We start from the raw sequence: 12,805 nt of genomic DNA, 5'->3' as shown, positions 1-12,805 counted from the left end.
TCAAGTTCTTTTAAATCCTCTTTTATATTGAATTTGCTTTGTCTTCCCATGCTTCAAAGATAATACAGCGGCACTATATACTCAAATTGGTATTATTTCCTTTCCGGATTGTTTGAGTCGGGTGAAAATAAAAAACCAGTAGAAGTTTTGAATTAAGAATTTCCGGTATGACCTTGCACACCGGGAATAATTTAAGCCGTATTAACGCAGTAAAAATCCAAACGTACAAAATAGTATACTTTTTTCGCTGCACTTTGGATAAAAGGATCTTTAATAACCCGCAAAAGTTTATCCTTTTGAAAATTCCTTATCAAAATGATAGGGATTCTTAGCACTTCAATAAATTCAAAGGCCAATAAATCAATATGTTAACATCAAAACCAATTACTGGCACCTGCTTTGGATTAAAGACAACGAAGTCTTAAATACAAAAACAAACTAAAACACAAGTAATAAAAGTGATTTAGAACTGGAAACAATTAATTATTAATTTAAAAATTCAAAAAGTTATGAAGACAAAAGTTTTAAGTTTAGTTACCTTGTTAATGTTGAGTGTTGTAACAGTTTTTGCTGCCGAAAAAACAGAAACGTTTGAAGTAAAAGGCGGTGATTGTGAAGAATGTAAAACACATATTGAAAGCACAACCACCGGAGTTGAAGGAGTAACATCTGCTGAGTGGGATGTAGAAACAAAAAAACTCACCGTTGTATTCGACGACGAAGTAACCACCCTTGACAGTATCGAAATGGCCATCGCTCAGGCAGGAAACGACACTCCCAATTACAAAGCACCTGAAGAAGCCTATTCGGCATTACCGGAATGCTGCCAGTATGAAAAAGAGGAGTAAAAACTGCCCCTTAATTTATACCGTCAAACAATTGCAGACTGTTTAATTAAGAGGTAAAAGTAAAACCAACTCAAAAATCAAAAGAGGTTATCTTTTTGAAAACAAATTTATCAAATTGATATACCTCTTATTTTTATCACAAAACTCAAACATTTAACAAAGAGCAGATTACCTTACATTCAATTTGCTGCTAACTTCGAACAGAAGCAATAATTAGCAAATATTCAGGTTAACTTAAAAAGGAAAACTGAATGTGTTATTAAACTTAATTGTGATGAAAACAAAAGTAATTGTTTTTATAGGTAGTTTTTTAACGGTTTTTGCCGAAAACAAAACCGAGACGTTTATAGTAAAAGGTGGCAATTGTGATGAATGTAAAATTCACATAGAGAAAGCGGCGCTTTCAGTTCCCGGTGTATCAATAGTTGATTGGGATAGAGAAAGTAAAGATTTACAGGTGGTTTTCGATGATACCAAAACCGATGTAGATACCATCCAGAAAGCTATTGCAAAAAGAGGAAATGATACGCCAAACCACAAAGCAAATGAAGAAGCTTATAACGAGCTTCCTCCATGTTGCAAATACGAATAAGACTCGTTTTGTAATGAAAAAAACAGGGCTGCTTAATTCAGCCCTGTTTAACTACAAAGCCTTTTAAACCAACATTTATAAATGATTTAAAATGATTAAAATGGATAAAAAATCAGATGGTTCAAAAGGTGAATCTAAAAGCTCAGTGGCAAAACAAAAAACCGTACAGATACAAGTAAAAATGGTTTGCAAGGGATGTTGCAAGTACATTGAAAGACTGATACTTGCGATTGAGGGTACTGTGTTTGCCCATTGCAACTACAAATACAATTTGGTGGAAATATGTTTTAATCCGATAAAAACCAACCAGAACGAAATTGAAAAGAGTATTTCTGAAGGGGGATATGATACGTTGAATTATAAACGAAAAATAGAATTTTACAGAGATAAACCTAAATGTTGCGAATATCGCGATGAGTTGAATAAAGATGATGATTTCAGAGCATAGAGCTGATGACTGGAATAAACCTCGCGCAAAAAATATACTATTTCTAAAAAAGAAAAGGGCAACCCGTGAGTGGAGGGCTACCCAATTTTAACGAAAACTAATTTTCAGTAAGCTGTCCCAGTAAAATTTTTAATAAATATTTTTCAGGAACAAGAAAATGCCTTAACAAAAAGAAATTGTCGCCGGGCAAAACCAAACTTACACTTCTCATTCTGGAATACGACTGCGGATAAAAATTCTGCCAGTCGCTCACATATACCGCAGTTGGATTGGCCGATTCAACATACTCTGTTATAAAAAGAACAACCTTGCTATTACGCATAAATACTTTGATGCTGCTCCCCGAGAACAACTCTGAATATAAAGAAATAACATACTGTCCTTGTTGCGTTTCTTCAAGAAAATCCACAATCTTTATTTCGTCAGACAGTTCCTGGTTTCCAAACTGTATTCGCGCCAGGTTTGATTTATGTTCCGGAGCAAAACTATTTATCATCGTTTTCATATTATTCTGATTTTAAAATTTTACAATATATTTTGCAGAATGTGCTTTTGAAATATTTCCCTGAAACAGGAAATTCTGCTTTTACGTAGCATTCTACGATTGATGTTTATGAAAAGTGAGCCGCCCTGAACTGCCAGCCAGAAGATGACGGTAGTTTTTAAGCTGCAAATTCCCCATAAAACCTCAGACTTGTGAAAACGATGGAGGAGGGAGATCGATAAGCAAATATTGAAACGAATCTGTAAAAAAGAGCGATAAAAAAACAGGTACGTTTTTTACCTTGTATATTGGTGAATGAATATCCGGTGCAGCATTTTCAAAAAATAAGTAGGGACCGTTAAAATCGTTTAAGTCCTGTTCGTCGCATAAAGCTGTTTTTAAATAAACAGAATTTTGAATCCCTGAATCAAAAATAGAAATCCCATCTATTTTCCTTTTTTTATCAATATCTTCTCCTGCCTCGCTTTGAAAAGCAAAAACCAATAGAACCAATATTGACAATAATATTTTCATGAATTTTCTGTTACCGGAATTAAAGGTAATGGTTTAAATGCGCCGTTGTTCCCTGATTACGTTAATTGAAGTTAAACCAACGATTAATAAAAGTTAAAAGTATCTTTTAAAATAATCGTCAACCCATCTTTGAGCTTCAGTTATAGTTGTATACTTTTTAATCTCCAAATCGGGGCACCCGGAAATCATAGCTGAAAGACTCCTTCCAGACTCCTGACGAAACAAGCACAACACTTTTTTGCCTGCTTCGATGGCTCGTCCAATTTCGTAGCCCACTCCCATTGAAACAATAGTAACTTCGGCAACTAAAACATCAGCCGACTGAAGCCAATCCACGTCACGGTTATGAATAAATTGATCACTAGGGCCGTCATCGCCAATACTTGTGAGAGTTGGATTTCCCACATGTTCAGTTAAAACCTCTCCATAATTTTTTAAAAACTCTATTATCTCAAGATACAACGCAGCGTCTTCTCTTCCGCCCCGAATAGAACCGGCAAAATAAATTTTCATCATTTCCCTTTTGAAACCTCACTTATTATTTCTTTCGCAACCGTCGGATTTGTTCCACCTCCTTCCACAACAACTCTTGTGCGCGGCAAACTTTCAGGGTAATTTTTCTGAATAAATTCGATGAGTTTTTCCCGAATAAAAACCCGTAAATCCCAGGCGGTTGGCGAATCCTTGGCACTCATCAATGCACGAATTTCCACGCCATACTCTTTGGCATCGGTAACCTGAAGTACATTTACTTTTTTATTCCACAAAGGAGTGCTTTCCAGAAGGCGTGTCAGCTCTTTTCGCAAGGCATCAAACGAAACATGGTAATCGGTGTAAACAAAAACAGTCCCCAAAATTTCAGCTGAGGTGCGCGTCCAATTCTGAAAAGGTTTTTCAAAAAAGTAAGTAGTTGGAACAATCAGGCGTCGTAAATCCCAGATCTTTACTACGACGTAAGTTAATGTAATCTCCTCAATTCGGCCCCATTCGTTCTCTATAATCACAACATCGTCAATTCGGATTGGTTGTGTTATTGCAATTTGAAAGCCGGCAATTACAGCAGCAATAATTCGTTGCGCAGCAAAACCAATTATAATACCTGCAACTCCCGCAGAGGCAAACAAACTTATCCCCAAACGTTTTACATCATCAAACATCATCAGGATGAGCCCTATAGAAATAATTATGACCAAAAAGACAATAATTTTCTCCAGTATATTGAACTGTGTTTGAAATTTTCGCGACCGGAGATTGTCTTCTTTTTCAAGATCAAGATGTTCAACAAAGATTCTTTTAAATGTTCTGATTCCTGCAATGAGCAACCAGGCAAAACTTACGATTAAGAGTACCGAACCTAAGGTCTGAATAATTTCAAGATCATCCGCATTAAACCAGTCGTATTTCCCAATAAAATATTTAAAAAAAACTGATACCAGTAATAAAAATACAGGCAGGATAAATCGTTTAATATGGCGCATCTCTTTTTGTTTTTTTGTTGTTACAGAAAAACTTTTCATATCAATCGAACAGCTAACAGGAAAGGTTGTTGAGTAACAACATTATTTTTGTCCCGGATTCGATTTAATATGCACATCGCGTTGAGGAAACGGAATTTGAACGCCGTATTTTCGAAACTCGTCATCGATGGCATATCTCAATTCACTTTTAATATTTTCTACCCAAAAAGTTTGCATTACCCAAAAATACACCTGAAACTCAAGCGCAGAATCACCAAAGTTATTAAACCGGACGAAAGGCTTTGGGTTTGCCGAAATATTTTTGTTTTCGTGGGCACAATCCAGCAAAATTTTTGTCACCAGCTTTGTGTCTGAACCATAAGCAACTCCCACTTCAACCGAAAAACGGGTGTTATAATCCATCTGGCTCCAGTTTATAATTTTATCATTTACAAACTGAGAATTTGGTACAACCAGAATGATATCCTCCCGGGTTTTTAATTTTGATGTTCTCAATCCGATGTGAATAACCTTGCCAACAGTTCCATCTTCCAGCTGAATAATATCGTTTATTTGCAGGTTTCGCTCAAAAAGAAGTACAAGCCCTGATGCAAGGTCACTAAATAACTGCTGGATACCAAAACCCACCCCAACCAAAAGAGCGGTAATACTGGCCAGTAAAACCGAAACCTTTACCCCCGATGTCTCAAGAAGTAAGACAATTACAATGACCCAAATGACATATCTGAGTATCAGATAAATCGACCAGTATGAGCGGCGTTCCTCCTCATTTCTGCCAATAAATCCTTTAAAAATGCTTCGAATTATTTTTAATCCGACAAAGGTGAATAAAAGAATTATTAAAACGATTACAATACTGTCAACAGTAATAATTATGTCTCCATGCTTCCAAATTTGAAGCTTCAGAAATTCCTTGATTGTCATAGCCGGAAATAAAAATTAAAAACAAAATAACAAGTTAGTAAATTTCGTAAAAGTTACTTCTGTTCGCTTGTAATATCTGTGTTTTTTTGCGCAGGAAGTAAATAAAAAAGGGCAAATTCAAATTCACCCTTTCCACCTTTTTAATAATTAAATTATCAGCTTTTGTTAAGCTGTTCTTCCTAAATAATGTAGTGTGTCCTTAACATTAACAAAATTTCCCAGTTCCTGATCATTGACCGAAATATTAAAAATCCCTTCCAGATAGTAGGTAAAAATCGTCCAGTCAACATTGTCAAATTTCAGGTCTTCATCAAAAGATGCATTTAGAGTGATGTCTTTTTTCTGTACTCCGGTTTTCCGAAGCACTCGATAGAGATTTCTTCTAATTGACTTATCTTCCATGTTTTTCATGTTTTCTTTCTACAAAAATAAAAAATCGAACAAACGACTTCAAGGGTCAAATATACAAATAATCAGCATATTGCAGACTACTTTAACAGAAATTAACCGGTTTTTACATTGGGTTAATATAAAAAACTGATAAAAATCAGAAAATCTGCCACTTACACTTTGTTATCAGAACGTAACAAACTAAAAACTTCTAAATCGAAGAATTTATTGTTATGTTTCTCTCCTGCGCGCTCAATTCCTTCAAACCGAAAGCCAAGCCTTCTTGGAATTGCTGCACTTTTTGTGTTTCCAACAGCCACCTTTATTTGGATTCGGTTGAGTTTTAGTTTTTGATAGGAGTAAGAAATTAATTTCCTAACACAAGAAGTAATAATCCCCTTCCCCTGCATCTCTTTTATCAGCCAATATCCAATTTCTGTCTTTCGGTTAATCCAGTCAGTATCTTTAAAACCAATAAGACCGCCAAATTTCCCATCAACAAAAATGCCAAAAATTTCATCCTTTTTCCGGCTTTCATTCTGCACGGTTATGCTCTGAATAAATGACACCGTGTCGGAAAGCTCAAGCGTAAAATCCACAAATGGCAACCAGGTTCGTAAATAATCCCGATTTTTGTCGATGGCTGAAAAGACATCCTGAGCCATTGAAAGTTTTAATGCTTCCAAACAAACATGATCGCTTACAACAAGGCTTTCCATCAGTTATTTATAGTTTTTAAATCGATTAAAAAAATCTGTTGAACATATGTAGCTGTTCGTTCACACGAAATCAGTAGTGAATCGTTTCCTGTAAAACAGATACCTTCCGTTTGAGCTGAAAATATATCGTCCAGTTCCATATAAATTTCCGTGCCTCCAAAAAAACCATTCTCAGTAATATCAGAAAAGACCCATACAATCGGTTTAAAATCTTTGTATCCTACCATGGCCAAAGTCTTTTGGTCGGGACTGATATCTGCCCCGGTTACCAAGCCGTTTACATTAAATGTGTCGGTTAAAGTTAACAAATACTCACCCTCTGTTTTTGGTATTTTATAAACCGATGTCGTTTCGTTAACCCAGTCTTTTGTGAAAATTATAAGCTCACCATTAAAATCAGTAATCGCCTCACAATCAAAAGAATTGCTAAGTGGCTGATAATTAAAATCGGTCTGCTCCTTGTACGAAAATTTTATTTCTACAGCTTCTACTGTATCCATTGAATCAATATCGCCCTTTTTTATTTTATATATCTTCAGATTTTTCCTTACACCATTGTTATTCCCAAAATCTCCAATATAAATATGCTTGTCATCCTGGGCAATGTCTTCCCAATCAACATTCATCGCATTCTCAACCGCAACTTCTCTTTTAATTTCACCGGAAGAGTCCAACCCAAAAAGTTTATTCTCACCTCCGCTGTCGTTAAATGTCCATAAAAGATTATTGTACAAAACTAAACCTGAACTTTCTTCAACCCGCAAGGGAATTTCAGCAATAAATGACTGGGGGACAACCTTTAAAACAGTTTTTTTATTCTTGTCTTCGGGCTTTTCGGAAACACTGTTACTTTCTGTTGAGCAGGAAATGAAGTACATTAAAAGAAAGAGCATGGACAAAATTTTCTTCATCTTTTTATCTTTACAACAGTTTTTAAAATTTTTGTTCAAATTAAGTAAAATTTAGAAGAATGAACCGATTCCTCCTATTTATAACCGTGACTCTTATCATTTCTTTATTATCATGCGCCAACGACACAAAAAAAGAAGATGATTTGGTATTAATAAAAACTGATTTTGGTAACATTAAAGTTAAATTGTATAGTGACACTCCAAAGCATAAAGAAAATTTTCTAAAGCTGGCAAACGAGGGTTTTTACAACGGGTTACTTTTTCACAGGGTCATTAATCATTTTATGATTCAGGGTGGAGATCCTGAGTCAAAAAATGCAGAAGCAGGCGCACGGTTGGGTGGTGGTTCACCGGGCTACACAGTTGATGCTGAGTTTTTACCCGAAAAATATTCTCACAAAAAAGGTGCTCTGGCAGCAGCAAGGAGAGGTGGACCTTCAAATCCTGAAAAGCAATCCAGCGGCTCGCAATTTTATATTGTGCATGGCGAAATTTTTACTCCCGGGAAGTTGGATACCATGGAAATGATGATTTCGGGAAAACAAAAAAACGAAATTCTGAAAAAATGTTTTGAAGCTGCTAACGATGAGTTGCAAAAATACAGAGCGGACAATAACCCGGAAGGTTTTAATATAAGAGTTGCTGAAATAAGAGAAGAGGCTGACAGTATTTTTGAGGCTTCGGCTGAAAAATTTAAATTTACTGATGCCCAGCGCGAAGCTTATACAACTATCGGAGGATATCCTTCGTTGGATGGAGAATACACTGTTTTTGGCGAGGTTGTGGAAGGATTGGATGTACTTGACAAAATTGCTGCAGTTGAAACCGACAAGAACAACAGACCTTTAACAGATATAAAAATGGAGATGGAATTGGTAAAATAAATTATGGTACGAGTTTTAATATTCATTGTTTTTTTCATTTATTCATTTCAAAGTTACAGTCAGGCAAAAATTGTGGAGATATCCACAAATATGGGGAGCATGAAGTTTAAACTATACGACGATACCCCAAAACACCGCGATGCTTTTATTGAACTGGCCAAAGAAGGATATTACAATGAAACTCTTTTCTACCGGGTAATTCAGGATTTTCTCATCCAGGGTGGTTCAAAAAGCTCAAAAAATGCTTCTCCCGGGAAACGGATAGGCTACGGAGACCCTGATAAAACTGTTGATGACGAAATTCTTTCAAATCATTTTCATAAAAAGGGAGCTTTGTGCGCACCGCGTCAACCCGACGAAGTTAATCCCTACAAACAGTCTGACATTTCGCAATTTTTTATCATCAAAGGCAGGGTTCATACCGAGGGCGAACTGGATACTATGGAAATGGCTGTCAATAGGCCAATAAGAAACAAAATTGTACAGCAATACATGAACCCGGAAGTGCGAGAAAGACTCAAACAATTAAAAGAAGAAAAAAAAGTTGACGAGTTCAGAAAAATTGCTGCCGATATAAAAAAGAACATCGAAACAGAATATAACCTTGATACTGATGTTCTGGAATTTTCAGAAGAACAAAGAAAAGCCTATACAACTGTTGGAGGCTATCCCGATTTGGATGGAAAGTACACAGTTTTTGGCGAATGTATTTCGGGATTTGAAACCATCGATAAAATTTCGGCATTAAAAACTGATAAAAATAACCGCCCGTTTACCGATGTTAAAATAACAGTTAGAGTACTGAGCGAATAATATGAAAAATCTTGTCACATCCCTTTTTATTTTACTGATATTGCTTTCCTGCAACTCACAAAAGAAAAAAACTGCCGACAAACCGGAGCCTCAAAAACAGACTCAGATTGAAAACAACGAAGATGCAGTCTGGAAGAAAATTTTGTATTCAGTGGTAAATATTGATACTTACGACGAAAACAGAATCTTAGAATCAGGACAAGGATTTTTTATCGCTGAAGATTTAATTGCAACAAAATACTCTTTGGTTAATCAGGCCAATAAAGTATGGGTTAGTCCCTTTGACGAAGACAAAAAGTACCTGGCTGACAAATATGTTGCTGTTGACAGAATTAACGATATAATTATTTTGAAAATTGACAGCCTCAAACGAAACCCCATCGAACTTTTTGGAGGAAATGTACCCAATTCAGCAAAAACGCTTTATATTTCTTCAAACTCCGGAAAAACACTTCATCTCTTCACCGGGAAAGTATTAAACCTCACCACCTTGCAAGGTTCTAATGTATACAGGATTACCAACCGGATACGAAAATCGATTTTTGGCACGCCAATTTTTGTTTCCAACCATAAGGCAATTGGAATTGCATTTGCCGCAGTGGATAACTTTGAGATGCAAAGCTTTGTTATTCCGTCAACATATATTGCTAACTTGCTAAAAAATAAAAATGCGCCTGTAACTTTGGAATCATTACGGTCGCATTCAAATAAAGAAATTGCTGCGGAAAACATGAAAATCAAAGGACTGGTACTGGAAACCGACATGGGTGATATTACCATTCGGCTTTTTAACGAAACACCCGTGTACCGTGACAATTTTATAAAACTCGCAAAAGAACACTTTTTCGACAGCCTGCTTATCCATCGTGTAATTGCTGATTTTGGCATTCAGAGCGGAGCTGCCGACAGCAGGTACGCCAAAAAAGGAAACTCTGTGGGTTACAAAGGACCGGGTTATACACTCCCGGCGAACATTGTTCCCGGCTTGTATCATCAGCGAGGAATGATTGGCTCTCCAAGAAAACCTGATACCCAAAACCAGCGGAGGCGCTCCGAGGGTTCGCAGTTTTACATCGTTTCCGGCCGGAAATATATTGACGAAGAACTTGATGAGTTAGAAAAGCAAAACAAAATTAAATTTACCGCCGAACAACGAAGAATTTATAAAACCATTGGCGGCGCTCCACATCTCGATGGCAGCTACACTATTTTTGGCGAAGTAACCTCGGGAATGGAAGTGGTAGATAAAATCGTAAAAGTAAAAACCGACACTAACTGGCGCCCGGTGGAAGATATCAGGCTGAAAAATATCAGGATTCTGAAGTAACCGTTTCTCCAAAAATTTCAGCCATTTCCATACCTTTTTTCAGCCACAGCGTTTGTAACCCTGCCTTTTGCGCACTTAAAATGTTGGGTTCCAAATCATCTACAAAGAGGGTTTCTCCAGGGTTAACTCCTGATAGTTCAATCACCTTTTTAAATGATTCCAAATCCGGTTTCCTATCCTGAATTTCATGCGAATAAAAATCTTTTGTAAAAAGTGAGGGAAAATCAATACCATGTTGGTCCTTAAATTCCTTGTGCAGCCTCCGAATATGAATTTCGTTGGTATTGCTAAAAAGATAAACATTAAAACTTTTATTTAACTCCTGAACTACTTTCACACGATTTGCCGGAATTTCCTTAATCATCGCATACCAGGCATCTTCAATCTGTTTGTTGGTTGCAAGCGGATTATTAATAACACGACGAACCTGATTACTAAATTCTTCGGTGGTGACTTTTCCAACTTCCAGCGCATAAAAAACAGGATCCGAATATGCATGCTTTCGATTGATAACTTCATCATTTAATCCTATTTTTTGAAAGGCCTCAATTGAAGCATCAAAATCAAGATTCAGCAATACGTTTCCTAAATCAAAAATGATGTTTTTTATATTTGTAAGGTCGGGATTCATAATTGTATTCTTTAAGGTTTTGCGAATATAAATATTAAAAAACAGTTTTGTGAAAATAAAAAGTAAACAATATCATACTATATGGTTAAAAGAGAATGATCCGCAAATTGTTCAGGTAATCGACCAAAGAAAATTGCCTTTCTCTTTTGAAATCATGGATTTAAAATCTGTTTCAGATGTTTTTTTTGCCATTCGGGAGATGGTTGTACGCGGCGCCCCGCTAATAGGAATTACTGCTGCCTACGGAATGTATCTTGCTTTGTTTGAAACAGAAAAGAAAAATTTTGAAAACAATGTAAAAGAAAAAGCTAAATTGTTAAAGTCAGCCCGACCAACAGCTGTAAATCTGGCTTTTGCAGTGGACGAAATCCTCGGATTTATTCTAAAAGAAAAAAATTCTTCACAAATCATAAAAAAAACGCTGGAGAAAGTTCATTTTCTGAAAACACAGGAAATCCTTTTTAGTGAAAAAATAGGTGAATTTGGATTAGAACTCATTCAAAAAATTTTTAACAAAAAAGGTACACCAGTAAATATCCTGACGCATTGTAATGCCGGCTGGCTGGCTTGTATTGACTGGGGAACCGCAACTGCCCCCATTTATAAAGCTCACCTCAAAGGGATTCCCGTTCATGTGTGGGTAGATGAAACGCGACCAAGAAATCAGGGGGCGCGTTTAACAGCATTCGAACTTTCGGAGGAAGGTGTTCCGCACACTGTTATTGCCGATAATACCGGCGGGCATCTAATGCAACACGGGAAAGTGGATCTGGTGATTGTAGGCAGCGACCGCACAACCATTGGCGGAGATGTGGCCAATAAAATAGGCACCTATCTAAAAGCACTGGCCGCAAACGACAACAATGTTCCTTTTTACGTGGCCCTTCCCTCCTCCACCATCGACTGGAATATTGAAGACGGATTAACAGAAATTCCTATTGAAGAACGCGGCGCAGAAGAAGTTGCGGAAATTGAAGGTGTAAGCAAATCGAAGATAAAAACAGTAAGACTAATTCCTCAAAAAAGTAACGTTGCCAACTACGGGTTTGATGTAACACCTGCCCGCCTGGTAAGCGGACTAATTACCGAACGCGGAATTTGCAAAGCAAATAAACAAAGTATAAAATCGTTATTTCCTGAAAAACAATAATATGACAAAAATCGCCATCATCGGAGGCTCGGGCCTTGAAGATCCTTCCATTCTGAAAAATCCAAATGAAGTAAAAATTGCAACTCCTTACGGAGAACCTTCATCTTCATTCAAAACCGGCGAAATAAACGGTGCTGACGTCGGTATTTTATCACGGCACGGAAGAGACCATTCCATTACACCCACCTTCGTAAATAACCGGGCAAATATTTGGGCCATCCGCGAGTTAGGTTTTACTCACATAATTGCAACTTCGGCCTGCGGTAGTTTGCGTGACGAAATAAAAAGAGGTGATTTGGTCATCCTCGATCAGTTTATCGATTTTACCCGTTTTCGCAAAACTACTTTTTTCGATTCGTTTGAAAAAGGAGAACTAAAACACACGCCAATGGCAGATCCGTTTAACAACGACTTGAGAAACCGTTTAATAAATGCGGCAAAAGAATTAAAGTTAAGTTATCACCCAAAAGGAACAACCATTTCGATAGAAGGACCAAGATTTTCAACCCGTGCAGAATCGAAGATGTTCAGAATGTGGGGAGCTGATGTTATAAATATGTCTGTCGCTCCTGAATGTATTGTATATAACGAAAACCACGGATATTGTCTGATTTATCGATTTTTGAACACAAAACCCCTTACCCATGAAAAGTGAGGATAAGGGTGTTGTCA

At 36.9% G+C, this 12,805-nt stretch carries 17 protein-coding genes; 8 read left to right on the top strand and 9 right to left on the bottom strand.

Annotated elements, in window-relative coordinates:
• Positions 1 to 509: 509 nt before the first annotated feature.
• The 3 genes from K5G00_RS28135 (at position 510) to K5G00_RS28125 (ending at position 1,888) form a co-directional block, all read left to right on the top strand.
• On the top strand, positions 510 to 848 hold the full coding sequence (locus K5G00_RS28135; protein ID WP_238769825.1) for a heavy-metal-associated domain-containing protein: 339 nt from the start codon (positions 510 to 512) through the stop codon (positions 846 to 848).
• A 274-nt stretch (positions 849 to 1,122) separates the two neighbouring features.
• On the top strand, positions 1,123 to 1,440 hold the full coding sequence (locus K5G00_RS28130) for a heavy-metal-associated domain-containing protein (RefSeq protein WP_238769824.1): 318 nt from the start codon (positions 1,123 to 1,125) through the stop codon (positions 1,438 to 1,440).
• A 100-nt stretch (positions 1,441 to 1,540) separates the two neighbouring features.
• On the top strand, positions 1,541 to 1,888 hold the full coding sequence (locus K5G00_RS28125; protein WP_238769823.1) for a heavy-metal-associated domain-containing protein: 348 nt from the start codon (positions 1,541 to 1,543) through the stop codon (positions 1,886 to 1,888).
• Between the two features lie 97 nt (positions 1,889 to 1,985).
• On the opposite strand, the gene K5G00_RS28120 is transcribed toward K5G00_RS28125, so the two are convergent.
• From K5G00_RS28120 to K5G00_RS28085, 8 genes are all read right to left on the bottom strand, one after another.
• Positions 1,986 to 2,393: a hypothetical protein gene (locus K5G00_RS28120; protein WP_238769822.1), complete on the bottom strand. Its 408-nt coding sequence runs from the start codon at positions 2,391 to 2,393 to the stop codon at positions 1,986 to 1,988.
• Positions 2,394 to 2,576: 183 nt separating this feature from the next.
• The gene (locus K5G00_RS28115; protein ID WP_238769821.1) at positions 2,577 to 2,906 is read right to left on the bottom strand and encodes a hypothetical protein; all 330 of its coding nucleotides are present in this window, start codon (positions 2,904 to 2,906) and stop codon (positions 2,577 to 2,579) included.
• 93 nt (positions 2,907 to 2,999) lie between these two features.
• Positions 3,000 to 3,422 (bottom strand): nucleoside 2-deoxyribosyltransferase, encoded by a 423-nt coding sequence (locus tag K5G00_RS28110; protein ID WP_238769820.1) that lies wholly within the window; start codon positions 3,420 to 3,422, stop codon positions 3,000 to 3,002.
• The gene (locus K5G00_RS28105) at positions 3,419 to 4,384 is read right to left on the bottom strand and encodes a mechanosensitive ion channel family protein (RefSeq protein ID WP_238769819.1); all 966 of its coding nucleotides are present in this window, start codon (positions 4,382 to 4,384) and stop codon (positions 3,419 to 3,421) included. Before K5G00_RS28105 ends, K5G00_RS28110 begins: the two co-directional genes overlap by 4 nt.
• Positions 4,385 to 4,465: 81 nt before the next feature.
• On the bottom strand, positions 4,466 to 5,308 hold the full coding sequence (locus K5G00_RS28100; RefSeq protein ID WP_238769818.1) for a mechanosensitive ion channel family protein: 843 nt from the start codon (positions 5,306 to 5,308) through the stop codon (positions 4,466 to 4,468).
• Between the two features lie 165 nt (positions 5,309 to 5,473).
• Positions 5,474 to 5,710, bottom strand: coding sequence for an acyl carrier protein (locus K5G00_RS28095; RefSeq protein WP_238769817.1), 237 nt, complete (start codon positions 5,708 to 5,710; stop codon positions 5,474 to 5,476).
• 161 nt (positions 5,711 to 5,871) lie between these two features.
• A complete protein-coding gene (locus K5G00_RS28090) occupies positions 5,872 to 6,417 on the bottom strand; it encodes a GNAT family N-acetyltransferase (RefSeq protein ID WP_238769816.1) in 546 nt (181 codons plus the stop codon).
• On the bottom strand, positions 6,417 to 7,328 hold the full coding sequence (locus K5G00_RS28085; protein ID WP_238769815.1) for a hypothetical protein: 912 nt from the start codon (positions 7,326 to 7,328) through the stop codon (positions 6,417 to 6,419). The genes K5G00_RS28090 and K5G00_RS28085 overlap by 1 nt, the downstream gene beginning before the upstream one ends.
• A gap of 59 nt (positions 7,329 to 7,387) precedes the next feature.
• Here K5G00_RS28085 and K5G00_RS28080 point away from each other — a divergent pair, with 59 nt between their 5' ends.
• Genes K5G00_RS28080 through K5G00_RS28070 form a run of 3 tightly spaced genes read left to right on the top strand, consistent with a single transcriptional unit; the run spans position 7,388 to position 10,352 of the window.
• Positions 7,388 to 8,212 carry a peptidylprolyl isomerase gene (locus K5G00_RS28080; RefSeq protein ID WP_238769814.1) on the top strand — a complete coding sequence of 275 codons (825 nt, stop codon included), beginning with the start codon at positions 7,388 to 7,390 and terminating at the stop codon, positions 8,210 to 8,212.
• 3 nt (positions 8,213 to 8,215) lie between these two features.
• Positions 8,216 to 9,025 (top strand): peptidylprolyl isomerase, encoded by an 810-nt coding sequence (locus K5G00_RS28075; RefSeq protein WP_394800888.1) that lies wholly within the window; start codon positions 8,216 to 8,218, stop codon positions 9,023 to 9,025.
• A gap of 1 nt (position 9,026) precedes the next feature.
• Positions 9,027 to 10,352 carry a peptidylprolyl isomerase gene (locus tag K5G00_RS28070; protein WP_238769812.1) on the top strand — a complete coding sequence of 442 codons (1,326 nt, stop codon included), beginning with the start codon at positions 9,027 to 9,029 and terminating at the stop codon, positions 10,350 to 10,352.
• Here the strand turns inward: K5G00_RS28070 and K5G00_RS28065 are convergent.
• Entirely contained in the window at positions 10,336 to 10,983 is a 648-nt protein-coding gene (locus tag K5G00_RS28065; protein ID WP_238769811.1) for an HAD family hydrolase, read from the bottom strand. The genes K5G00_RS28070 and K5G00_RS28065 overlap by 17 nt on opposite strands.
• Before the next feature lie 49 nt (positions 10,984 to 11,032).
• Between K5G00_RS28065 and mtnA the strand changes: the two genes are divergently transcribed.
• Complete coding sequence (gene mtnA, locus K5G00_RS28060; protein WP_238769810.1) at positions 11,033 to 12,133, top strand: S-methyl-5-thioribose-1-phosphate isomerase; 1,101 nt, start codon at positions 11,033 to 11,035, stop codon at positions 12,131 to 12,133.
• A 1-nt stretch (position 12,134) separates the two neighbouring features.
• On the top strand, positions 12,135 to 12,788 hold the full coding sequence (locus K5G00_RS28055; protein ID WP_238769809.1) for an MTAP family purine nucleoside phosphorylase: 654 nt from the start codon (positions 12,135 to 12,137) through the stop codon (positions 12,786 to 12,788).
• The last annotated feature ends 17 nt before the right edge of the window (positions 12,789 to 12,805 follow it).

The sequence above is a fragment of the Maribellus maritimus genome, from assembly GCF_022267315.1.
Classification (GTDB): Bacteria; Bacteroidota; Bacteroidia; order Bacteroidales; family Prolixibacteraceae; genus Draconibacterium; species Draconibacterium maritimum.
This window is presented reverse-complemented; position numbering and strand designations above follow the sequence as displayed.

What these genes read in the sequence shown, in the direction of transcription:
- K5G00_RS28135 (WP_238769825.1), top strand. Translation starts at nt 510, where the DNA reads ATGAAGACAAAAGTTTTAAGTTTAGTTACCTTGTTAATGTTGAGTGTT.
- K5G00_RS28130 (WP_238769824.1), top strand. Translation starts at nt 1,123, where the DNA reads ATGAAAACAAAAGTAATTGTTTTTATAGGTAGTTTTTTAACGGTTTTT.
- K5G00_RS28125 (WP_238769823.1), top strand. Translation starts at nt 1,541, where the DNA reads ATGGATAAAAAATCAGATGGTTCAAAAGGTGAATCTAAAAGCTCAGTG.
- K5G00_RS28120 (WP_238769822.1), bottom strand. Translation starts at nt 2,393, where the DNA reads ATGAAAACGATGATAAATAGTTTTGCTCCGGAACATAAATCAAACCTG.
- K5G00_RS28115 (WP_238769821.1), bottom strand. Translation starts at nt 2,906, where the DNA reads ATGAAAATATTATTGTCAATATTGGTTCTATTGGTTTTTGCTTTTCAA.
- K5G00_RS28110 (WP_238769820.1), bottom strand. Translation starts at nt 3,422, where the DNA reads ATGATGAAAATTTATTTTGCCGGTTCTATTCGGGGCGGAAGAGAAGAC.
- K5G00_RS28105 (WP_238769819.1), bottom strand. Translation starts at nt 4,384, where the DNA reads ATGCGCCATATTAAACGATTTATCCTGCCTGTATTTTTATTACTGGTA.
- K5G00_RS28100 (WP_238769818.1), bottom strand. Translation starts at nt 5,308, where the DNA reads ATGACAATCAAGGAATTTCTGAAGCTTCAAATTTGGAAGCATGGAGAC.
- K5G00_RS28095 (WP_238769817.1), bottom strand. Translation starts at nt 5,710, where the DNA reads ATGGAAGATAAGTCAATTAGAAGAAATCTCTATCGAGTGCTTCGGAAA.
- K5G00_RS28090 (WP_238769816.1), bottom strand. Translation starts at nt 6,417, where the DNA reads ATGGAAAGCCTTGTTGTAAGCGATCATGTTTGTTTGGAAGCATTAAAA.
- K5G00_RS28085 (WP_238769815.1), bottom strand. Translation starts at nt 7,328, where the DNA reads ATGAAGAAAATTTTGTCCATGCTCTTTCTTTTAATGTACTTCATTTCC.
- K5G00_RS28080 (WP_238769814.1), top strand. Translation starts at nt 7,388, where the DNA reads ATGAACCGATTCCTCCTATTTATAACCGTGACTCTTATCATTTCTTTA.
- K5G00_RS28075 (WP_394800888.1), top strand. Translation starts at nt 8,216, where the DNA reads ATGGTACGAGTTTTAATATTCATTGTTTTTTTCATTTATTCATTTCAA.
- K5G00_RS28070 (WP_238769812.1), top strand. Translation starts at nt 9,027, where the DNA reads ATGAAAAATCTTGTCACATCCCTTTTTATTTTACTGATATTGCTTTCC.
- K5G00_RS28065 (WP_238769811.1), bottom strand. Translation starts at nt 10,983, where the DNA reads ATGAATCCCGACCTTACAAATATAAAAAACATCATTTTTGATTTAGGA.
- K5G00_RS28055 (WP_238769809.1), top strand. Translation starts at nt 12,135, where the DNA reads ATGACAAAAATCGCCATCATCGGAGGCTCGGGCCTTGAAGATCCTTCC.